The sequence below is a fragment of the Roseburia sp. 1XD42-34 genome, from assembly GCF_009917385.1.
Classification (GTDB): Bacteria; Bacillota; Bacilli; order Bacillales; family Amphibacillaceae; genus Virgibacillus.
Map to the genome: position 1 here is coordinate 1 of NZ_QWLJ01000011.1, position 22,417 is coordinate 22,417.

A 22,417-nucleotide genomic window follows, 5' to 3' on the forward strand; every position below is an offset into this window, starting at 1 on the left:
ACCTCGTATCATACCAAGGGGGCATTTTTTATTCAATCCTCATTTTGCTTTATTACAGGAATGCTTTCTTATCTTATAAAATATCTATCGACTTTTAACTAATAGCTGTACTGCTTCTTGAATCAGCTCGTCGGTATTGCCTCCCTTTTCTTGCTCTTCTCGTATACAACGCTCTAAATTTTGACTGACGATTAATGCAGCTGTCCGATCGATCGCATTTCTGGCAGCAGACATTTGCGCCACAACCTCACGACAATCCTTTTTTTGCTCCATCATTCGCTGTAGACCTCTAATTTGTCCTTCTACTCGCTTCATTCGATTAATAATTTTTGCATCATATTCCAACTTATGCTCCTCCTCTATCAACTTTTATACCATGATTGATTATGCAATAATGCAAAAGATTAGTAATACAAAGTAACAGTTCTATCGTTATTTTTGGCTTTCATCTGCATTTTCCATATGTTTCCTTATTTGTACACGTTTAATCATGCGCTCATCTACTTCCAAAATTCGATACGTTAGGTTGCCCTCTTGCAGTTCTTCACCTTGATTAGGAAAGCGGTTCATCTTTTTTAACAAGTAACCTGCCAATACATCCTCTTCATCGATAATGTTCGTATGAAAAATAGTATTTAACCGATGTAATGAAATCTTTCCGTTACAAATAATCTCCGTATCGGTCACTTTTTCTACGAGCGGTTCACCTCTATCTGTTTCATCCTCTATTTCTAAGCCAATTAGCAGTTCAATAATATCTTCATGGGTAATGATACCTTCTGTGCCCCCGTATTCATCTAGAACAATTGCCATATGCTTTTTTTCCTGAATCATTTTACGAAAAACCCAATCAACCGAATGAAATTCAAACACAATTAACGGATTCATATCACTAAATGACTCGAGTGCTTTATCCGGCTCCATTGACCAGGACAATAAATATTTTGAATGGAAGACACCAATAATAGTATCAATATCCTCCTCATAAATGGGATATCGTGTAAATGGATTTTGGATTGCTATGTTCCGAACTTCTTCAAAATCTGAATCGCTGGCAAGGGCTACAATATCCACCCTAGGGGTTTTTAATGCATCCTTGACATTCAAATTATTAAATTCAAGGACACCCTTAATCCGATGTGACTCATCCTGTTTGAATATTCCCTCTGTGCGCGCAATATCAACCATTGCCCTGATTTCATCTCGAGATACAGAAGCACTCGTTTCTTGACCCTTTGATAAGAATTTGATAATCAAACCCGTTATCGCATTTAATAACATCGTTAGCGGTCGAAAAACAAATACGACAGCACGAATCACAGGGTACACAATATATGCCATGCGATCAGGAAATGCGGCAGCGACAGACTTCGGTATTACCTCTGCAAAAATAATGATGGTGATCGTCAATAGCGCGGAAGCTAGGCCCACATTCAAACCATAGTCCATAGCAACGATTGTAACTAACGTGGGCAAAATAATATTAGCAATGTTATTTCCAATTAATATCGATGTAATGAATTGCTCGGGCTTTGATACTAATCGAAGTAATTTGTCAGCCCGCTTATCTTCATGATTCGCTTTTGTTTGTAATTTCATTTTATTTGCGGCAGTTAAAGCTGTTTCACTACCGGAGAAGAAAAAAGATATGAGTAATAAAGCAATGATCGCAATGATCACCTTTTAAATGCCCCCTTGTATCTACCTAATGGAATCATTAGGCTGCGTATGTCTTCTTTCTATCATACATGGATTTTTATTGAAGATAAAGTGAAACTCCGTTCAGTGGGAATTTTCCTCCATCACTTACTAAATGTTTAGTACCAGAACAAAGGCGCAAGCGCCCGGTTAGCAACGTAGCGAGTGGAGCGAAGCAAATGAGATAAAGGAACCACTGGATAAAAAGTTTTATCAATAGCGTATTATAGACAATTTCATTTTTTAGTGAAAGGTGTGATATGATGAAAAGGTGTCATTTTTTGACTAGGGAAAATATGGGATGAATTCTGTTGATTCCATTTGTATACTTAAAATAATCGCGGAAATAAGCAGGCTTACAATACGTGAAAAGCACCATAATAAAAATTTGTAGCTATGCTCATACGGAGGCGTTGACATGAGGAAAATATTACAAATAGCCAGTGCATTTATTGGCATTATTGTGGGGGCAGGTTTTGCTTCTGGACAAGAAATATTACAATACTTTACTAGTTTTGGTTATATTGGAACAATAGGTGTAATCATTTCAACTGCTCTATTTACTTATTTGGGGATGATGTTAACCCGTTTAGGTAGCCAAACCCGAACCTCCTCGCACCGCGATGTGATTTACTTTATTAGCGGAAGGTATCTAGGCGCCATCGTAGATTATATTATCGTGTTTACGTTATTTGGTGTTGGTGTTGTAATGCTCGCTGGGGCAGGATCTATTTTCAAACAGCAATTCGGTCTTCCATCTTTTGTTGGTATTGTTATTATGACGATTCTTGTGATCCTTACGGTTATGCTCGATATTCATCGTGTAGTACAGATCATTGCTAGTATTGCTCCCTTTTTGATTATAACCGTAATGCTCATATCTATTTATAGCTTAGTAACTATGGACCGTTCATTTATTAACATGGAGCCTATCGCCTTAGAACAAACTTCTGCGGTATCCAACTGGATGCTTGCTTCAATTAATTATGTTTCTTACAATATTGCGTTAGGTGCGTCCATGGCCCTTGTAATGGGAGGAGCTGAAAGGGACAAACGAAAGGCTACCATTGGTGGATTGTTAGGAGGTCTGGGGATTGGAATATTAATTCTGTTCAACCACCTCGCCATTTTTGCAAATATGAAGCTAGTAGCCGGATTTGAAATGCCAATTTTAAAAATCGCTGACGAAATATCCCCTGTTTTAGGAATGATCTATTCCGTTATTCTATTTGGGATGATTTTCAATACTGCAGTTAGTATGTTTTTCTCTTTTAGTGCTCGCTTTAAACCAAACGGAACACCACAATTTAGACGCTTTAGCGTCATTACGATTTTGATTGCCTTTGCAATGAGCTTTGTAGGGTTCACTAAATTAGTATCGTTTTTCTATCCTTTCATTGGGTATATGGGCTTGTTTCTAATTGTCGTTTTGATCATTGCGCCATTTCGACTAAAATCAAGCTTACAGCAATAGGCTTACCTAAAGTGATATATAATGACATCTCACTGTTGTTTCGTCTACCAACTGTAGCCTACATATGTGTCAACATTTCCAAACGGATACGTCTTTTTAAACTTTTGACCGTGTTCGTTTCACTAAACGTGAGTTAAACTGGGAGATTGTGCATTATTTTAGTATAATAAGTAATGATAGCAGAATAAACTTGGAGGGAAGCATGTTGCTTAAAGAATGGTTACAAGAGGCAAAATACACCGTCGTATTTACTGGAGCTGGCATGTCAACAGAAAGTGGTTTACCTGATTTCCGTTCTGCTAATAACGGACTATGGAAACAGAAAGACCCTAGCAAAATTGCCTCAACGGATGCATTAAATTCCAATGTAGAAGCGTTCATTGAGTTTTACCGCGAACGAGTATTAGGTGTTAAAACGTATCAACCACATAAAGGGCATTATATACTGGCGGAATGGGAAAAGCAAGGACGGATAAAATCCATCATTACCCAAAATGTAGATGGCTTTCATCAACAAGCCGGAAGCCAACGAGTCGCCGAATTACACGGAACGTTGCAAAAACTTCATTGTCAATCTTGCGGCAAAGAATATAGCAGTGAAGAATATGTAAACAAAGATTACTACTGCTCTTGTCAAGGTATTCTTCGCCCTTCCATTGTTCTGTTCGGGGAAACTTTACCGATGGATGCATTTCAATTTGCTTTAGCTGAAGCAGAAAAAGCAGATTTATTTATTGTACTGGGATCTTCCTTAAGCGTAACACCTGCCAATCAATTTCCGCTAATTGCAAAAGAACGTGGATCAAAACTCGTCATCGTTAATCGGGAGCCAACCGAATTAGATTACTATGCTGATGAGCTGATTCATGGTCGCTCTATTGGACAAGTGTTAAAAGAAGTTAATGAATAGCAGTATATATAGCGAGGCAATGGTCCACATTGCTCGTTTAGATGTTCTTAAGAACAAAGGCGAAAGCGCCCGTTTAGCAACGTAGCGACTGGAACGAAGCAACTAAAAGTTTTAGGAATCATGCTCCTGCAACAGGAGTATGCCGACGTCGGGCGGCAAGCCCGTTTTTAGTCGGCCTTCCTCTTAACCTCGAACCAATGATGACTTATCGTAGGGGATTCGTGAAGTCGTCTAGTTGCTGGGCTCATGCGCCGGACGTGGCTAGTCGGTTCTTTCCTTCTCCACAAACACCTCATTTTATAGGTTCCTACACGATAAAACAGTCGGTACGACCTAATTCTAGTAGATCGTATCGACTGTTTGCATCATGCCATCCATTTTGGCGGTGTATTTTTATCCCAAAAAATCTCACCGATTTCATAATGGGTTTCAAATTGATCGTCTTTTACATGATAGTGAAAATTAAACCAATGACCTTCTAACGGGCGATGGTCTCGTCTTACATGGAACTTCACCACATTCTCCTCTAGTTGATAATCATAAATATGAAAAATCCGCTCTCCATAACCACTCGCCGGATCTTCTGTAATCCCATAATGGGATATCGGCTCGCCATTTTCATCGAGCATTACTGTTTGCATCACTTGCTCAATATGAGGCAGAATAACAGACGTAAACTCATCAACCACACGATCAGCTATTCTTGGTCCCATTTTACGCATTACTTGTTCTTTGGCTTTTTCCGATAGCTCTAGCATCGGATCTGTTAGAGGAGGGCTTTCTTCTAAGACAGCAGGGCTTGATGTTTCGCTAACGTCTGAGTCAGAATTATAACGTGCTTTAGCATCACTTGGCTCTTCTGTTAACGAAGCAGGCACATACATTCCAAGCGTTACAATTGCTATCATCATGACTGCTATTTTTTTCATCCACTGCTTCATCCTCGTCCACTCCCTCTTACCTGTTACTTAAATTTTACCATTTTCTGATCATTTGTCCATGCTATTTTTATAACGTAATCGTTTGTAAAGTATTTTTTACGCTTTTGAAATAGATATAAAAATTCTTACTGTGTATTACAAATAGAAAAAGTCAGAATTGGTACAGTTATAACTCGACAAGTCCGCTGTTTAAAAGCTACAGAAGAGCTAAACACTTAATAAGGCTTGTTTTTAGACTATCTAAATCGGCCTTTACCCCGAATGTATGGTGTCGACCACACCTCGGCGATATCGGCATAGCTACCAAGAAGTCAAGGGATAACTGTATAAAAATTCCCTATTCATTATGCTTATAAGGTGTTCTCGTTGACACGGAGATTATCAAAAATACCTGAGGTTTTACCCCGTGTTCTACTCCAAACAGGAGGGATTAAAAAGCCCCCAATGAAGGAGGGACCACTTTATAAAGCGAATCTTCCATCAGTGGGGGTTTTCATTCATTCGCAACGGCCTGTTAGTATGGTATGACCTAAAGGCTGCTTACGAAATAGGGTATTTAGGTGCTGTTATCTCCACTTAGACTTGTTGCCGGACAAATGACCCTACCTCTTGAAGTGAAGGGATTTACAGCAACCTTATATACTGGATAAAAGACGATGAACCGTTTTCCTTCCATCATAAGAGTACACCACTCTTTTATCATCCACGACTGTTTCCATATATACAGAACGTCCCCACAGCTGATAAATATATGGCAGTACATGTTCCAAATACGCAATATCGAGTTCCGTTCCTTCATAGTGATGAACCAGATATAGTTCTCCATTTCGTAAATAATCACCGTTATCCACAGTGATATATGGAAAACCGCCATTTATCCGCATCGCTACAAGCTGATTACGAATATTTTCATAGTCTTTATCTGTAATCTGATAATTCCTTCCTTTTTTCTCAAACAAATATAAATCCTCTCGCTGCACTAGATCCTTCGTCAAATAATTTCGCAAAAAGGAAATATCTGATTCCAACTCTCGAACCTCGAACAACTTCTCTCTTCCCGAATTTGGTTGAATTCCCAGTCGCTTCATCTTCTCTGTCGGTTGATTATAACGTTCTTCAATATCTTCTAGTATTTTCAAGCCTAAATAGTATGGATTTAATTGACGTGTCGAAGGCTGCACCACTCCCGAATGTAAAGAGGCAAATTCGATTGTCTCTTCACTAGTTAAATCCATTTCCCTCAAAATCCGTTGGTGCCAATAGGAAGCCCAACCTTCGTTCATAATTTTCGTCTCCATCTGTGGCCAAAAATAAAGCATTTCCTCCCGCATCATTGTTAAAATATCTCGCTGCCAGTCTTCTAATTCTTTACTATATGTCTCCAAAAATAATAGTAAATCCTTCTCTGGACGGGGTGGGAATTTCTTTTTACGCTGTTTCTTTTCCCTTTTCTGAGTGGATATTTGATCTAAATCCCATAAATCATCGTAAGGAGTTTTCTGTCGTAGAGAATCTTTTTCTAGCTCTTCTAACTCATCATAGCTTAGCGAGGAGTGAAAGAGTGTTGGATCGATGTGTTCTTGTATTGCTAAAACAGCATCTAGAAATTTTTCCACTTTCTCCTTGCCATGCACCATTTCATAATGAGCAATTCGTTCAGCCGTTGCTGTCATGCTCTCCACCATATCACGTCGTGTATTGGAAAAGCGTACATTGTTTTTAAAAAAGTCACTATGCGCCAAAACATGGGCAATGATTAACTTATTTTGAATTAGACTGTTTGTATCCAATAAAAAAGCGTAGCATGGGTCAGAGTTGATGACTAATTCATATATTTGACTTAATCCTAAATCATACTGCAGCTTCATACGATGAAACTGTTTGCCAAAGCTCCAATGACTAAAACGGGTAGGCATCCCATAAGCTCCAAATGTATAGATAATATCTGCTGGACAAATTTCATAACGCATGGGATAAAAATCCAGTCCAAAATCGGCAGCTATTTCCGTTATCTCCGCAATAGAATGTTCCAGTTGCTTCTTCTCAATCACTAAGATCCCCCCATTTCACTTTCTATAGTTTATGAATATGTAAACGAATGATTACTGAAAAATAATCACAGCGTAATGGCGAAGGGAAAATGATTTTACAGACAGTAAATGATTATTGTGAACATTGTATTATTAACTAAGACGCAATGGCATACGGGGAAACAAAGAAAGTGTTTACGCTAGACAACTTGAAAGAGACTTACGAAGAGAATTTGCCTTTTTACAAAAAGAACCTGCAGGGGAGCACATGAATGGATACATTAACATAAGGGGGGATAGTAGGCATCCTCTTGCTAGGATTCACAGGTGGAATAATAGGGAGCTTTGTCCTTTACAAAAGCAGCTTGATTAGCTACCAATGGCGCGTTTCTTTTTCCTAACGCTTACTTGTTTGGAATCTCGTTCTTGTATCGTTCAAAAACAAACTCCCCTTCCTAGTAAAATTGTGAACCTCGAGAATACACTAGGAATTAAGCGAAAATTCAAACTTTTATACACAGAAAGTAACACCTTAGTACATCTATGAACCCCCTTTGAAAGATACATCTTTTTTTCAATTGATGGGGGGCGATTTGCTTTAGTTGCGATCCTACCACCTTTACAATTGAAGTTGTTGAATAGGAAGAATGAGAATGAGCACCATTGAAGCAGCAGAACTCCGCTCTTAATATATAAGCTAAAGGGAATTGCAATCAGTAAAGGTTTTCATTCAATCCTCCCTGTTGATTCATCTCATAATGGCATAACCAAAAGGAATTACTTGGGCACTTTATGCGGGATAAATACAACTATATGAACACTGGTTCCCGTAATGGAAAAGGGAAGAACCCTTTTCCAAACGGAGAACCGATTCAACTAGAAACGTCAATGTGTCATTTTAAATGAACTTTTTGAGCATCCTCTATCAGTACTACTAGCTAGCATTTTTTCACTAAGTCTCTATTAGACCATTACTACCTGTTGCGTAAAAAACGCTTTTAACGCTTCGTATATATCTTTCTTTTCTTTGACAATATAATAGCGGAATTTCGGATTATGAATCTGATCAAACGTACGCATTAAGGTCGATCTACGATGATAACTATTCACTTCTCCATAGCCAAACATACTAGAAACACGCATCATTTCTTCCACCAATTCAATACACAGTGGATTATCAGAGGTCATATTCTCTCCATCTGAAAAATGAACTGGATAAATGTTGTAACGGGCGGGCGGGTATTTACTATTAATGAGTTCTAATCCTTTCAAATAAACGGATGAACAAATCGTTCCGCCACTTTCTCCTTTTGAAAAAAATTCTTCCTTGGAAACGACTTTAGCTTCGGTATGGTGAGCAATAAATTCAATTTCCACTGTCTCATATTTTGTACGTAAGAACCTTGTCATCCAGAAAAAGAAGCTCCGAGCTACATACTTTTCAAATATTCCCATTGAAGCGCTCGTATCCATCATAGCTAAAACAACAGCTTTCGTCTCTGGCTTAGTTATATCATTCCACGTTTTAAATCGCAAATCATCTTCATAGATCGGCGTAATTCCCGGCCTTCCTTCTGTTGCATTGCGTTTAATTGCCGTTAAAATTGTTCGTTTTTTGTCTATATTTCCCATTAAACCCTTTTTGCGGACATCATTAAATTCTATTTTCTCTGTAATGATTTCAGCTTGCTCTTTTGCCTGCAAATTCGGTAATTCTAGCTCTTGAAACAACGCATTCTCAATCTCTTCTAAAGATATTTCTGCTTCGTAATAATCGGTACCTGGTTGATCTCCAGCTTTTTTTTCCTTGTCAGTTGCCTGACCATCTCCACCTGGAGCCCGAGCAATAATGTCACCTACTTGGCTATCGCCTTTTCCTTGCCCTACATGTTTCGTTTTATCATAATTGTAACGAATTTTATACTCGTCTAACGAACGGATTGGTACTTTTATAACATCTTTTCCATTGGACATAATAATATTTTCCTCACTGACTAGATCAGGCAAGTTATTTTTTATCGCATCCTTTACCTTATCCATATGACGTGTTTGGTCTTGATAACCTTTGCGATGGAGGGACCAATTTTCCTTTGAGACGACAAAATTCCCTTTATGCTCATACATCATATCCCCTCCTTAATATTAATCAATCTTATATCATCCGTTTCTATATCCTATGCAAAACCGCTTCTATTATTGCATTATTATGACTCTTTGGACAAAAATTGTTGACAAACCAGAAAAAGAGTAAGCAAAAGCACCCTCTTTCTTAGATACATACCCAAAAGAGGATGCTGTGAGAATTGATTCCATTACCTATTCAACAAACTGCCTACATAACGAAGCAGCTCATTTGCAGAAATAGAATTATAGCCATATTCATCGATAAGACGGGCAATCACTTCATTAATCTTTTTCAATTGAGATTCATCTGGCGTTTTGGAAGATGTCGTAATTTTAACCACGTCTTTTAAGTCAGCAAATAATTTTTTCTGAATAGCTTCACGGAGGCGTTCATGGGAATTATAGTCGAAGCGCTTTCCTTTCCGAGCAAATGCTGATATTCGAATAAGAATTTCTTCGCGGAATGCTTTTTTTGCATTCTCTGAAATACCAATTTGTTCTTCAATGGAACGCATCAGCTTTTCGTCTGGATGCATCTCTTCACCAGTCAACGGATCCCTCAATTTATTTTTATTGCAATACGCCTCTACATTATCCAAATAATTATCCATTAATGTTTTCGCAGACTCTTCATACGAATAAACAAATGCTTTTTGTACTTCTTTCTTCGCTATTTCATCGTATTCCTTTCTTGCTACAGAAATATAATTCATATACGTTTCCTTATCTTCATCGGAAATGGATGGATGCTGGCTAAGTCCTTCTTTTAGCGAGCGTAATACATCTAACGCATTAATAGCAGGAACATCTTTCCGAATGATTGCCGAAGAGATTCGGTTAATTACATAGCGAGGATCAATGCCGTTCATCCCTTCTACTGGAAATTCATCCTTTAACTCGTCTACATCTGCTTGATTAAAGCCCTCCACACTTTCTCCATCATAGAGACGCATTTTTTTAATTAAATCTACACCTGGCTTCTGCGAATCTTCTAATCTTGTTAAAATTGAAAAAATAGCTGCTGCTTTTAACGCATGTGGAGCTATATGCACATGGGCCATATCACTTTCATTAATCATTTTTTTGTAAATCCGTTCTTCCTCACTTACTTTTAAGTTATAGGGGATCGGCATGACAATAATTCGTGAATGCAGTGCTTCGTTTTTTTTATTTGCAATAAAAGACCGATATTCTGCTTCATTCGTGTGAGCAACAATTAATTCATCCGCACTTATTAGCGCAAAGCGACCTGCTTTAAAATTCCCTTCCTGTGTCAAGGACAGTAAATGCCACAAGAATTTCTCATCACATTTAAGCATTTCCTGAAACTCCATCATTCCTCGATTGGCTTTATTCAATTCGCCGTCAAAGCGATATGCCCGTGGGTCCGATTCCGATCCATATTCAGCAATTGTAGAAAAATCAATGCTCCCAGTTAAATCTGCAATATCTTGAGATTTTGGATCAGACGGGCTAAACGTACCAATTCCTACCCGCTTATCTTCGGAAAGGAAAATTCGTTCTACCCTCACATCCTCAATTTTCCCGTTATACTCCTTTTCCAGACGCATCGTATTTAACGGTGATAAGCTTCCCTCAATACGTATTCCATATTCCTCAAAAAAGTCCTGACGTAAATGGTGTGGAATAAGATGGAGGGGATCTTCCTGCATGGGGCACGATTGTATGGCGTAGATAGCACCTTCATCCGTTCGTGAATATTTTTCTAACCCTCGTTTGAGCATAGTTACAATTGTAGATTTCCCACCACTTACTGGCCCCATTAGCAATAAGATGCGTTTGCGTACATCGAGTCGCTTTGCTGCAGGGTGAAAATACTCTTCTACTAAACGCTCTATAGCCTCTTCTAATCCAAATATCTCATCTCCAAAAAAATCATACATTTTTTTACCATCTCGTTCCGTAATACCTGCACTTTTAATCATATTATAAATTCGTGAATGGGCAGTTTGCGCCACTTCTGGGCGCTGTTTAAGCAATTCTAAATACTCACCGAATGTTCCTTCCCACTTTAACTGCTGTTCTTCTTCGCGATGCTGCTTCACTTTATTAAGAATATCCATTTCATTCCTCCATCCAGTGATCGATTAATATAGCCTATGCAGGAAGGGGTTTTATGATGCCAGACCTGATTAAAATTGAATGGGACGAAGGGAAGCGCAGAATAGTTCATAATTTTTGATAGCAACGCCTTCTATACCTGTGATGATTGCAGTAGCAAAAAATTTACTTGCTCATACTAGATGGGAAATAGCGATTTTTCAATCGGGTCGAAAATACTTCAAGAATAATTGCAATCAATAAGATAGCATACGTGATAAACCCAACTTCACGAAGATCAAAGTAAAATCCTGATGCCATAAACAGCTCAAAGCCGATACCACCTGCACCAGCAGCAGCCCCCATAGCAACAGCTACCGAGAAGTTTATCTCAAAGCGCAAGAATGTCCACGATAATAAATATGTAAACGTAGAAGGTAGTACACCATGTGTGACAACATGCCACCAGCCCGATCCCGTTGCTTTTAATGCCTCCAAGATCCCTTTATCTACTTCTTCAAAAGCCTCTGAAAAAGCTTTTACTAAATACGCAATAGAATGAAACAGCATTCCTAATACAGCAGCTTCACTCCCTAGCCCAGCAGCAATAGCGAAGATGAGTACCCATAATACGGTCGGAACTGCACGGATAAATGCTACAATGACGCGAACGAACTTTGTAATCCATTCCTTTGTTAAATTGGTCGCAGCCATCAATGCTAAGAAAAAGGCGATCACAGATCCAATTACAGTAGCTAATACAGCTAGCCCGAGGGTAACACCAACTTGATACAATGCTTCAGCCCAAGTAAAATGATTTAGTGCTGGTTGAAAAAACATTACTTTTAAATTTTGTCCTGTTTCTATGATCGCGGACCATAGTTCAAGCCCTGTGTAATCAAAGAACATAAATGCGGCGATGGTTAAAACAACAAACAGAATAATCGTCCAACGAATGCCCCGCTCTGACTTGCTTCCAGCTTTGATCGATATCTGTCCATTTCTCTTGCGTTTTATATACGTTGGTTTCATTGTGGTTTCCATTACATCATCACCTTCCGTATATAGTTTGAAATTAATTCAATGATGATTACCGCAATAACAATACTGAAGGTGATGAGCGCAACTACATTATAGTTCATTGATTTATAATACATATCAAATGTATACCCAATGCCTGTCCCTGTTAAAATGCCTACTAGTGTTGCACTGCGGATGTTCGTTTCGATCATAAATAAAATCCAGCTAATCATTTGCGGTAAACTCTGAGGAAGCACTGCTTTATTTACAATATGAAAATACGTTGCCCCTGTAGCTGTCAGCGCCTCAACAGCGCTATGACTTGCTTCATCAATGGACTCCATAAACGCCCTTGTTAAGAATCCAACCGTTCCAACAAATAAAGCTAAATAGCCAGTTATTGAATTTTGCCCAAAGGAGAGTAGTAGAATCAACGCCCAAGCAACGACCGGAATATTACGTGATACGGACGCAATCAAGCGAGCAAACATACTTAAAAAGCCATTGACACTCGTCGTTTTCGATCCCATTAAGCTAAGGAAAATAGAAACTACTGCAGCCGTTGTCGTTGCCGCAATGGACATAAAAATGGTCTCATTTAACTTTCCTAAAATTGCTGGCAGCTTTTCTAGCGATTCTTGCGTAATAAGTAAATGAGAGAACATCCATCCAATCGCTGTTGGAAACGCTGCTAAGCCGTCAATGAAGTTGAAATTAGTTATTGCTGCAGATAAATATGTAATGGCAATGATAATGACCAGAGCAATCGTCGTCTGCCATTTGCGTTTTTGCATCACCTTTTCACTCACGTTAATTTCTCCTCACACTGTAATTAATTCTCGCACTTGCGTACCATAAATACGATTAATTTTATCCTCTGTCAGTTGATAATTTAGTCCATCAAATACGACTTCCCCATGATTCAAACCGATAATTCGGTCGGAATATTGCTGCGCTACTTCTACTTGATGTAAATTGACTAGACAAGTTATCCCTAATTCAGAAGTGATAGACTTTAAATGGTCCATAATAATCTTCGAAGAATTGGGATCGAGTGAGGCAATTGGTTCATCACAGAGGACGAGCTTTGGATCTTGGATAAGTGCCCGAGCGATACCCACTCTTTGCTGCTGTCCACCACTTAACTGATCACAACGCTTATAAGCATGCTCCACGATTCCAAGCTTACGAAGCAGATAAAAAGCTTGCTCTTTTTCTGCTTCCGTAAATCTGCCTAGCACACCTTGCAAAGTAGACTTATAACCAAAACGTCCATGGAGCACATTTTCAATAACAGTTAAACGTGGAACCAAATTATAATGCTGGAACACCATGCCAATATTCGTGCGGAGCTGTCGTAAGGCACGCTTTTTCATACTAGTTACTTGGGCGTTATCAAAAATAACTTCCCCACTACTAATCGAAACCATTCGATTAATACAGCGTAATAACGTAGATTTTCCTGCACCAGATGGTCCAATAATGGAAACAAACTCTCCGGCTTTGACGTTAAAAGAAATATCTTTTAATACTTTTGTTTCGTTATCGTACGATTTACTAAGTCCTGCAATTTGTAAAAGTGCCATGGATAGGCTCCCTCCTATATAATGAAACTTCATTAACTTGGCTTTCTTTCCGACTGATTGAAGTAGACCAAAGGCTAAAAAACGTAGGCATTCTGGAAAAAAGAACACTTTTTCCGCGTGTCGCTCTACTCACGTGAGCGATATCTTACAGACCCAATGAAACGAGTGCTTAAGTACCGTTTCTACCGCTTTGACTGCTTTGTTTTAAATTTTAGCCTTAAAAGCGGGAGTTTTAAGACACTTACATATGGGTGAATCTGCCTGTAGAGTATACCGATTGGACAAGCATACTCTACATGGCTATTTAATTACTGAAGCTCACGGATGGGATCAAACCACTTGTCCTCTGCTGGTGCAAATCGTTCTTTGTCAGTTTTAAAGAATAATGCTGATTCTCCTGAGTCTTCTGGTACAAAAATTCCTTCATTATTAGCAACTTCATCTGCACTTAATGCATCTTGCAACTTTTTAAAGTCTTCTTCACCTAATGTATCCATGTTTGCTGCAAATGGCGCATTAAGGACAGGGTTCACACTCATTAACGTGAATTCTTTTCCAGCTACTTTGTTAAATGGTTGCGCAGCATCTTCTTTTACTTTGTAAACAGACCCCTCTTTATTTTCTTCGCCTTCAGCAACTTCTACATAGTTTTCTACACATGTATCACAGAATGCCGCTACATCCGCATTCCCATCCAGCAAATTAACTGCCGACCCTTGGTGGGAGTTCCCAAAAAGTACTTGAGAAAAAAGCGGTCCACCTTCCATTAAGTCTTCTTCCGTTAAGTCTTTATACTCCTCTTGCTCTGTAAAGTGCGCAAGAATGCTAGCTGAAGGTACTTTAAAGCCAGAAGTCGAGCTGTTGGAAACGAATGAAAATTTCTTATCTGCTATCGTATCCAGTGAATATTCTCCATCTTTTTTATAGTTTTCCTGATCATCCACATTTACCGCAAGCCAGCTGTGATAAACGGCATCATCTAACGTACCGGATGGACCAGTTGGAACAACAATTGGCTGAATGGCATCGTTACTTTCATTTGCTTCGATGTATCCTTGTGCACCCATAAACGCCACGTCTGCGTTATTATTTACTAATGTCTCAATTGCAATCGCATAATCTGTTGTTAGATGGTGCTCTACTTTTTTTCCAGTAGCGTCAGCGATGACCTTTCCAATCTCATCACGAGAGGATTTCAAATCTTCCCCAGATTCGTTTGGATACCAAACAACATCAATCACATCATCTACTTCTGCTTCTCCTTTTTCCCCACTAGCATTTCCTTTTGAACATCCTACCGCAAATACAGCTAATATAAGCAAAACACCTAATTTAGTTAACGTCTTCTTCATGGTATGATAACGCTCCTTCAATCATAGATTATTTGATAGCATAGACACTTAGAATGGAACTTCTTTATAAATTATTACGTAATCGAACATTCCCTCCTTATGACGAGCTAGCCTGCTTTCCCTCTACTATTAAAACACAACTTAACTGAATAAAGTTTATATTTACAACATTTTTACATTTAGTTTAGTAACTTTACATTCCGTAAATATAATTAAAAATCAATTTATGAATGTACGATTAAACAAAGGCGCAGAGCGTCCGTTTAGCAACGTAGCGACTGGAGCGAAGCAACTGAGATAAAGGAATCACGGTGAGCTAACGAACCGATGATGACTTATCGGAAGGCGATTCGTGAAGTCGCCTAGTTGCTGGGCTCATGCGCCGAACGTGGCTTATTCGGTTAATTCGTTATGTCAAAGTAATAAATTTTATACTTTCCGATAGTACATAAAAGCTGGACTTGTTATAGCACCTATCTCTACTGGAGCGCCAAAACTACCATGGTAGTCACTCCCTCCCGTCATTACTAACTCATACTTTTTAGCTAATGCTTCTACACGTTGATGATCTTCTGCAGTATGGTCAGGGTGATTTCTTTCAACCCCTCCTAAACCAACCTCCACAAGTTCCGAAATGATATCATATGAATTAAGCTGACCAGGATGAGCAACAACAGCAATACCGCCATCTGCAACAATTGCCTCTACCGCAAGAAAAGCATCGACGTATTCTATATCACCTGCGGCTGGTCCCTCCCCTTTAAACAACTTACGGTACAGCTCTTGATAAGCAGAGGAAGCGTATGGTGCTAACATGATTTGCTGCATGACATGCTGCTTATAAATTGTTTCACTTGGACGTGCCGCTCTAATCACTGCTTGCGGGTCAATAGAGTAGCCATGCTGATTAAGCTGTTCGATTTGCCATAGTGTATGGGCTTGTCGCCTGCATCGTACCGTTTGGCAGATTGCTGCTATATTTTTTGCCTCCGGGTGATAATCATATCCAAGTAAATGAACCTTTCGATTGCGTTTAAAATCATAAGCGGAAATCTCAATACCTGGGATCACTTCAATGCCATAGCTTTCCCCTAAGGATTGTTTTTCTTTAAGACCATCTATACTATCGTGGTCGACAAAGCTGATTTGTGTCACTCCACGTTGATTCGCTTGTGCTAGTACCATCTCTACATGATCGGAACCATCCGAATACGTGCTGTGCACATGAAGATCAGCTTTCATGAATAACGCCTTCTTTAACAGCTTTATCTGATCTAAATTGCATATCAAAGACGTGATCACATAAGCCATCCATAAATTCTATATCATGAAAAATACCAACTAATGTCGTGCCACTCGCTTTCAGCTTTTCAATAATCTCACGTACCTTTATTTTCGATTGCTGGTCCAAGCTGGCTGTTGGTTCGTCGAGTAATAGAAGTCGTGGTTTTTTGACAGTAGCCATGGCGATATTTAACCGCAGCTTTTCACCACCGGAAAAAGTATTCGGATAATTATCCCAAAGCTTCTGATCCAATTCAAAATGTGTTAAAGCCTTTTCTGCTTCCAATTTTGCATCTGCTTCTGTTGCTCCCATTTCCAACAGAGCTTTCTCCACAAGCTCCCGCGATGTTGTCCGAGGCATGACATTTAAAAATTGTGATACATAACCGATTTCATGCTTTCGTAAATAAAGGATTTCCCGCTCAGTTGCATGGGTTAAATCAATTAACCCATAACGTGCAGAGTCATAGATAATGCTTCCTGTATCTGGACAGTACGTACGATAAATGCTTTTTAAGATCGTTGATTTACCACTGCCGCTTTTACCGACAACACCAAGGAATTCTCCTTGCTCTAATGAAAAATGAATATGTTCCACTGTTTGCCTTGTTTTGCCCAAGTGATGAATTGTAAATCGTTTGCCAAAGTCTATTACTTGCAGCATTGCCATTTAATGGTACCTCCCTTTCAATAGTTCATACGGTAATTTGTTGTTGTCATTAAAGCACCGTTTACCATCGTTACAGTTAACATGGGATAACCGTCATCCATCCGCTCAATAACAATCATATCTGCCTTTTTTCCTGGCTTTATCGATCCTATTTCATCATCCATTCGTACAGCTCTGGCTGGATTAAGGGTTACTTTCATAAACATGTCGTGTAAATCATTTCCGTGCGTTTCACTTAAGGAAAAAATAGCATGTAGCAAGGCTGCTGGATAATAATCACTGCATAAAATATCAATACAATCTTCCCTTATCGCTTCGGCTGCTGATAAATTCCCTGAATGAGATCCGCCGAGTAATACGTTAGGGGCACCGGCTATCGTCTTCAGTCCAAGCTCTTTTGCTTTTTTGGCAATCTCCAATGTGATTGGGAACTCACTAATCGTCGTTCCGAAAGATTTTACCAGATGAAGCTTATCTATATTGTCATCATCATGAGAGGCTACTGCTATCCCTTTGGCTATCGCAAGCTCAGCAACTTCTTGTATACGTTCAACGGTCATGCATTCTACGTTTTTCCGTTCTAAAATAATCGTCTGTACAGCCTCATCAGATAAATCACGGTAACCTAACAATGTTTCCCGATACACCTCTAAGTCTCGGTATTGTCCCTGACCAGGTGTATGATCCATAAATGATAATAAATGTACCTTATCTGCTTCAATATTACGGATTAACTGGTCGACCTCTGCAATATTGTCGATTTCAAAGCGAGCATGTAATCGATGGCGAATTAAATGTAGTTCATGATGTGTATTCGCAATCGCATCTACCATCCGTTGTACATGCTCCGGCTGCCGGATCGGTTTATGGTCAAAGGCATCCTCGCGATAAAACGATAACGAGTGAAACATCGTTGTAATCCCGTGACCAATTAATATTTTTTCTGCTTCTCTTAAGCTAATATTAAAATCCATCATACTCGTCGGGCGTGGTGAAGCTACCGTTTCAATATAGTCTGAATGAATATCGATAAAGCCCGGAGAAATATAGCCACCGTTGGCATTAATTCTTTTGGCCTCTGGATAGCTATCGATTTCTGTTTCTCGAATGATTGCTTGAATCGTCTCCCCCGTTACAAGGACAGCGTGACCCTCAAGTATCGTTTCTTCTGTAATCACTTTTCCATTATGAATAACATACACAGTACGTGCCCCTCCTATAATAACGAGTAAACTAAGCGTTGCGTATAAGCATGTTGTGGATCTTCTAAGATTTGATCCGTTAAACCTTCTTCGATTACGGAACCGTTTAGCATGACCATCGTTCGATCTGCTAGCATGCGAATAACTGCAAGATCGTGGGAAACTACGATCATACTAATGCCCCATTCCCGTTGAATTTCCTTAATTAAATCCAACACATTTGCCTGAACAGACAAGTCTAACCCTGTTGTCACCTCATCCAAAAATAGAATCGGCGGATTATTTGATAATGCTTTTGCTATTTGCACTCGCTGTTGCATTCCTCCAGAGAAATTTTGTGGTTCCTCTTTTGATCGAAACAGTGGTATTTGCACATGCTCAAGCAGTTGATGACCTGTTCTTTCCATAGAAGATACATTTCGGTTACCAGCTGCAATAAGCTTTTCGGCAATATTTCCCATGGAAGAAAAATTCATCTTCAGTCCGTTTACCGGATTTTGATAAACCATCCCATATTTGTTATTGCGAATATATCGTTTTTTCTGTTGTGACAGGGCAAATACATTTTTACCATTTAATTCTCCGTTATGGATATAAGCCTCACCAGAAGTAACGGAAGCATCGAAATAAAGACATTGCATCATCGTTGATTTTCCACTGCCGCTTTCGCCAACGATTCCCAATATTTCTCCTGGAAACAAATTCAGCGATACATCCTGACACGCATAAACCGTTCCACAAGTTGGGCAATAATTTTTCTCCAACTGTCGCTTCGTTTTATCGCGACAATGGACACATCCTCTTCCAAACTGTTTATTTAAGTTGCGTACATGCAATATGGGCTCTTCACGCATGATGATGCTCCACCTCCACCTGCTCTTGGCTGTTCAATCTATCGAGACAGTAGCTGGTATCATTACACTGATAATAAGCTTTACCTGTAGCTTCATTAACGAGTTCATCAAGAAAAACATCATTCGCACCACATAAATGACATGCATGACTTGCAAATGTTTCCACTACAAATGGATAATCTTCAAATGCAAGAGATGTGACATCTGTATATGGCGGAACAGCGTAAATTTTCTTTTCTCGTCCTGCTCCGAGTAATGTCAATGCTTTGGATATATGCATTTTCGGATTATCGAATCTTGGAATTGGGCTTGGTGCCATGACATAACGACCATTTACGTATACTGGATGATCCGCACCTGTCGCTGTTTTCCCGTATTTCATAATTTGTTCAAATAACAAGAGCCAAGCTCCACTATATTCTTCTTCAGCATGCAAGCGTTTGGTTACATATTCACTCGCTTCTACATCACGTAATGGCTCAGGTGTTGGTACCTGTAACACTAAAATTTGCTCCTCTGTTAGCGGAACCTCTGGAATTCGGTGTCTGGATTGAATTAACGAAGCAGCTTCTGTACTGTCGGTTACTTCCACACCTGTTGTTTGTTGCACGAGCTTTTTAATGCTAACAGCGTTCACCGATTCATCGGCACCTTGATCAATGACTTTTAACGTATCTTCTTTGCCAATTAATGATAAAGTAAGCTGCAATCCTCCTGTCCCCCACCCTCTTGCAATCGGCATTTCTCTGGAAGCAAATGGAACCTGATAGCCTGGAATGGCCACTGCCTTCAATGTCGTTCGACGAATTTCCTTCTTAGACCCTTCATCAAAAAACGCAAAATGAGTCGTATTATTCATGGTTCTCCCCCTTTCTTTTTACTTCACGAACACTATCCAATTTGGACTGGAACGTAACATAGTGTGGGAGTTTCAAATGCGATATAAAGCCGGTTGCTTCCACCGAATCAATATGAAGCAAAACAAACTCTTCATCATGCGTTGGAAAGCTGGCCTCTGGATGCTCTAAACATTGATCCAAAATGCTCATCGCAATTGCTTTTGTTTCATTTTGCCCATAACACACTCCATAGCCAATCTCAAAATCTAATTCTTCCTCGTTTTGTTCGTTTTTAACAGAGACAGGAACAAACGACTCGACTTCCGAAACTTTTATTTCTCCAATATAGTAGCTGTCTTCTTCCGTTTGCTCCGGTTCATTTGGATGACCAACATAAATTGGCAGCTTTCCAACACGAACCTCACCAACTGTCGGGTGAACTTGACCGTACCCTCGTAAAGAAGCATAGCCAAGTGCTGTCACTGCACCTGTTTGCCCACGCGTTAACGTCTGTAATCTAGCACTTCTAGAAGCCGGAAAAGAAAGGTTTTCTTTCGTAATATCTGTTGGGCTCGTATTATCTGGTTCATGCGCCGCAAATAAGCCTTCTTCTCGCAAATAATCAACTACTTTTGGAAAATAAACCACTTCCCCGGATGTAACCACTTCCTGCTGTATTTGCTCCATAAACTGTTTCATCCACTGGTCATTTTCTGATCGTGTTTCTGAAACTAGTGAAAAGTCGAGTAAACGATGCGTGTAATCTGTGGTAGATCCTAATATTTGACCACCAGGAATATCCTTAAAGCTTGCAGATATACGTCGTTCTACTAGCATCGACTCGGACTCCACGATATTGCTATAATAAAGTCTAGGTAATGTAGAACGATGTGCCCGCATAATGAATACCGCCTCTTCCATACTCCCTTCTGCCTGTTTTATAGCTAGCGCAGCTAAAAATGGCGAATATAAGCTACTTTCAGACATAACTTGGTCTACAAGCGCACGCATCGTAGCCATAATGGTTTTAACTTCAATGATTTCTCTTTCTTTTAAACGATCATATGTTAACCGATTGATGGACGCTTCAATTGCCTTCGTTCCACCTTTTACAGCTACATAGCCCATCTACTCCACCTCCCGTACAGCAACGTTCGTTGTTCTAGGCACACAGGCAACTTGCAAATTATCATCCGTTAGCATAAGATCTATTCCTAACGGATATTCTTGTACTGCTTCGCTTCTAGCTTGCCAAACACTTGGCGATAGACTGGTATGTAAATCCATATGTCTCTCAATCCCTGGACCGGTGAGTCGCAGTTGACTTTGATTAGAAAGGAGAACACTGCTTTCCATTATCCATGTAGAAGAATACTGTGGATCAATCAGGTTCCCCTTTTCACAGGCTCTCATCCCCTCAATAATCGAAGTATCGGTTGCATCCTTTAGCACAATAATGAAATTTGCTTTTTCTACAGGTGCATGCTTTGCTAACGTATAAGCGGCGATCTTTTCTTCTACTAACTGATTATTCTCCGTAATTACATGAAACGATACTTCTCCGTCCAATAATGTCATTGCAACCAGCAACGTCGTATTGTAACACGCAACCTCATCATCAAATCGGTCTGCAAATTCTTCTAAATTGGCTATCTTCCCTGGACGGGCCATACTGTCTAATACGTTTCGATACACCTTTTGTAAATCGTGAACTAGGTCTATAGGCATACAATCTCTCTCCTGGTCTTATATTTTAAGAAGCGGTCTCGTGGCTTTGTATTTCTTCCTTAGTTCGTTGGTTAACTAGCAAATATGTCACTTGATTAAAAACAGTACTGCTGTACAAGTCTTAATATTATGTAGCTTAAACATCCATAGTTTCAAAACTTACCTTTGTTTTCATTAGCTCTGCTTGCTGCTTTGCTCGTTTATGATGTATGTCTGCTTCAGCTTCTAATAAGACATCTGCCCAAGCTAATGTTTCTGGTAATTGTGCTTTGTAGGCAGCATCGATAATTGCTAAATTTATTGCTAAATCATCTTGCATTCCTTGCACTACACCAATGCCAATCCGCTCATTAATTTCCACTTTTGCTTCCGTAACAAGCACTTCACCAATATAGAATAAGGACTTTTTTGCACTTTCCCGCATCTTTACCATTGTTAAACCATATTGGGGGGCCACAATTTCCCTGTAAGTGTATGTCTGCTTAATTTGATTTGCCAAGCTTTTTGCCAAATCGGTATTCGCTTGAACAAGAATCTCTGTTCTTCTCCGACGTTTCATGCATACATCCTCCTTTACAAATTCATAGTAACTTGTTGCCAAGTTGCTGTGTTTTAAAATATCGTAAAGTCTTTGTAAATAACTA

Annotated in this window: 20 protein-coding genes; 2 read left to right on the top strand and 18 right to left on the bottom strand. The window is 39.4% G+C overall.

Features of this window, described 5'->3' with window-relative positions; all coding sequences use genetic code 11:
* Nucleotides 1-84: 84 nt before the first annotated feature.
* Complete coding sequence (locus D1839_RS08130) at nt 85-345, bottom strand: metal-sensitive transcriptional regulator (RefSeq protein WP_120379523.1); 261 nt, start codon at nt 343-345, stop codon at nt 85-87.
* Nucleotides 346-432: 87 nt separating this feature from the next.
* Entirely contained in the window at nt 433-1,680 is a 1,248-nt protein-coding gene (locus D1839_RS21090; RefSeq protein WP_120379522.1) for a hemolysin family protein, read from the bottom strand.
* Between the two features lie 436 nt (nt 1,681-2,116).
* On the opposite strand from D1839_RS21090, the gene D1839_RS08140 reads away from it, so the two are divergent.
* Nucleotides 2,117-3,172 carry a YkvI family membrane protein gene (locus D1839_RS08140; RefSeq protein WP_120379521.1) on the top strand — a complete coding sequence of 352 codons (1,056 nt, stop codon included), beginning with the start codon at nt 2,117-2,119 and terminating at the stop codon, nt 3,170-3,172.
* A 205-nt stretch (nt 3,173-3,377) separates the two neighbouring features.
* Nucleotides 3,378-4,082 carry an NAD-dependent protein deacylase gene (locus tag D1839_RS08145; RefSeq protein WP_120379528.1) on the top strand — a complete coding sequence of 235 codons (705 nt, stop codon included), beginning with the start codon at nt 3,378-3,380 and terminating at the stop codon, nt 4,080-4,082.
* Between the two features lie 365 nt (nt 4,083-4,447).
* On the opposite strand, the gene D1839_RS08150 is transcribed toward D1839_RS08145, so the two are convergent.
* From D1839_RS08150 to phnG, 16 genes are all read right to left on the bottom strand, one after another.
* Nucleotides 4,448-5,011: a YpjP family protein gene (locus D1839_RS08150; RefSeq protein ID WP_199690037.1), complete on the bottom strand. Its 564-nt coding sequence runs from the start codon at nt 5,009-5,011 to the stop codon at nt 4,448-4,450.
* 647 nt (nt 5,012-5,658) lie between these two features.
* Nucleotides 5,659-7,074 carry a SpoVR family protein gene (locus tag D1839_RS08155; protein ID WP_330585460.1) on the bottom strand — a complete coding sequence of 472 codons (1,416 nt, stop codon included), beginning with the start codon at nt 7,072-7,074 and terminating at the stop codon, nt 5,659-5,661.
* Between the two features lie 942 nt (nt 7,075-8,016).
* Nucleotides 8,017-9,177, bottom strand: a complete 1,161-nt coding sequence (gene yhbH / locus D1839_RS08160; protein ID WP_120379519.1) for a sporulation protein YhbH — start codon at nt 9,175-9,177, stop codon at nt 8,017-8,019.
* 188 nt (nt 9,178-9,365) lie between these two features.
* Nucleotides 9,366-11,261, bottom strand: coding sequence for a PrkA family serine protein kinase (locus D1839_RS08165; RefSeq protein WP_120379518.1), 1,896 nt, complete (start codon nt 11,259-11,261; stop codon nt 9,366-9,368).
* Nucleotides 11,262-11,424: 163 nt separating this feature from the next.
* A complete protein-coding gene (locus D1839_RS08170; RefSeq protein ID WP_120379517.1) occupies nt 11,425-12,282 on the bottom strand; it encodes an ABC transporter permease subunit in 858 nt (285 codons plus the stop codon).
* Nucleotides 12,282-13,067, bottom strand: coding sequence for a PhnE/PtxC family ABC transporter permease (locus tag D1839_RS08175; RefSeq protein WP_120379516.1), 786 nt, complete (start codon nt 13,065-13,067; stop codon nt 12,282-12,284). The genes D1839_RS08170 and D1839_RS08175 overlap by 1 nt, the downstream gene beginning before the upstream one ends.
* Before the next feature lie 12 nt (nt 13,068-13,079).
* Entirely contained in the window at nt 13,080-13,844 is a 765-nt protein-coding gene (gene phnC / locus D1839_RS08180) for a phosphonate ABC transporter ATP-binding protein (protein ID WP_120379515.1), read from the bottom strand.
* A gap of 308 nt (nt 13,845-14,152) precedes the next feature.
* A complete protein-coding gene (locus D1839_RS08185; protein ID WP_120379514.1) occupies nt 14,153-15,196 on the bottom strand; it encodes a PhnD/SsuA/transferrin family substrate-binding protein in 1,044 nt (347 codons plus the stop codon).
* Nucleotides 15,197-15,625: 429 nt separating this feature from the next.
* Complete coding sequence (locus D1839_RS08190) at nt 15,626-16,438, bottom strand: PHP domain-containing protein (RefSeq protein ID WP_120379513.1); 813 nt, start codon at nt 16,436-16,438, stop codon at nt 15,626-15,628.
* Nucleotides 16,428-17,150 (bottom strand): phosphonate C-P lyase system protein PhnL, encoded by a 723-nt coding sequence (gene phnL, locus D1839_RS08195; protein WP_120379512.1) that lies wholly within the window; start codon nt 17,148-17,150, stop codon nt 16,428-16,430. The genes D1839_RS08190 and phnL overlap by 11 nt, the downstream gene beginning before the upstream one ends.
* Before the next feature lie 17 nt (nt 17,151-17,167).
* Nucleotides 17,168-18,352 (bottom strand): phosphonate metabolism protein PhnM, encoded by a 1,185-nt coding sequence (gene phnM / locus D1839_RS08200; RefSeq protein ID WP_120379511.1) that lies wholly within the window; start codon nt 18,350-18,352, stop codon nt 17,168-17,170.
* A gap of 14 nt (nt 18,353-18,366) precedes the next feature.
* Nucleotides 18,367-19,206 (bottom strand): ATP-binding cassette domain-containing protein, encoded by an 840-nt coding sequence (locus D1839_RS08205; RefSeq protein WP_120379510.1) that lies wholly within the window; start codon nt 19,204-19,206, stop codon nt 18,367-18,369.
* Nucleotides 19,199-20,065 (bottom strand): alpha-D-ribose 1-methylphosphonate 5-phosphate C-P-lyase PhnJ, encoded by an 867-nt coding sequence (locus D1839_RS08210; RefSeq protein WP_120379509.1) that lies wholly within the window; start codon nt 20,063-20,065, stop codon nt 19,199-19,201. Before D1839_RS08210 ends, D1839_RS08205 begins: the two co-directional genes overlap by 8 nt.
* Nucleotides 20,058-21,173, bottom strand: coding sequence for a carbon-phosphorus lyase complex subunit PhnI (locus D1839_RS08215; RefSeq protein ID WP_120379508.1), 1,116 nt, complete (start codon nt 21,171-21,173; stop codon nt 20,058-20,060). The genes D1839_RS08210 and D1839_RS08215 overlap by 8 nt, the downstream gene beginning before the upstream one ends.
* Nucleotides 21,174-21,773 carry a phosphonate C-P lyase system protein PhnH gene (gene phnH / locus D1839_RS08220; RefSeq protein ID WP_120379507.1) on the bottom strand — a complete coding sequence of 200 codons (600 nt, stop codon included), beginning with the start codon at nt 21,771-21,773 and terminating at the stop codon, nt 21,174-21,176.
* Nucleotides 21,774-21,909: 136 nt separating this feature from the next.
* Nucleotides 21,910-22,332, bottom strand: coding sequence for a phosphonate C-P lyase system protein PhnG (phnG, locus tag D1839_RS08225; protein ID WP_120379506.1), 423 nt, complete (start codon nt 22,330-22,332; stop codon nt 21,910-21,912).
* Nucleotides 22,333-22,417: the final 85 nt, after the last annotated feature.

Bases quoted from the DNA above. Each gene is read 5' to 3' on its own strand.
- D1839_RS08140 (WP_120379521.1), top strand. From the start codon at position 2,117: ATGAGGAAAATATTACAAATAGCCAGTGCATTTATTGGCATTATTGTG.
- D1839_RS08150 (WP_199690037.1), bottom strand. From the start codon at position 5,011: ATGAAAAAAATAGCAGTCATGATGATAGCAATTGTAACGCTTGGAATG.
- yhbH (WP_120379519.1), bottom strand. From the start codon at position 9,177: ATGTATGAGCATAAAGGGAATTTTGTCGTCTCAAAGGAAAATTGGTCC.
- D1839_RS08165 (WP_120379518.1), bottom strand. From the start codon at position 11,261: ATGGATATTCTTAATAAAGTGAAGCAGCATCGCGAAGAAGAACAGCAG.
- D1839_RS08170 (WP_120379517.1), bottom strand. From the start codon at position 12,282: ATGGAAACCACAATGAAACCAACGTATATAAAACGCAAGAGAAATGGA.
- phnC (WP_120379515.1), bottom strand. From the start codon at position 13,844: ATGGCACTTTTACAAATTGCAGGACTTAGTAAATCGTACGATAACGAA.
- D1839_RS08185 (WP_120379514.1), bottom strand. From the start codon at position 15,196: ATGAAGAAGACGTTAACTAAATTAGGTGTTTTGCTTATATTAGCTGTA.
- D1839_RS08190 (WP_120379513.1), bottom strand. From the start codon at position 16,438: ATGAAAGCTGATCTTCATGTGCACAGCACGTATTCGGATGGTTCCGAT.
- phnL (WP_120379512.1), bottom strand. From the start codon at position 17,150: ATGGCAATGCTGCAAGTAATAGACTTTGGCAAACGATTTACAATTCAT.
- D1839_RS08205 (WP_120379510.1), bottom strand. From the start codon at position 19,206: ATGCGTGAAGAGCCCATATTGCATGTACGCAACTTAAATAAACAGTTT.
- D1839_RS08210 (WP_120379509.1), bottom strand. From the start codon at position 20,065: ATGAATAATACGACTCATTTTGCGTTTTTTGATGAAGGGTCTAAGAAG.
- D1839_RS08215 (WP_120379508.1), bottom strand. From the start codon at position 21,173: ATGGGCTATGTAGCTGTAAAAGGTGGAACGAAGGCAATTGAAGCGTCC.
- phnH (WP_120379507.1), bottom strand. From the start codon at position 21,773: ATGCCTATAGACCTAGTTCACGATTTACAAAAGGTGTATCGAAACGTA.
- phnG (WP_120379506.1), bottom strand. From the start codon at position 22,332: ATGAAACGTCGGAGAAGAACAGAGATTCTTGTTCAAGCGAATACCGAT.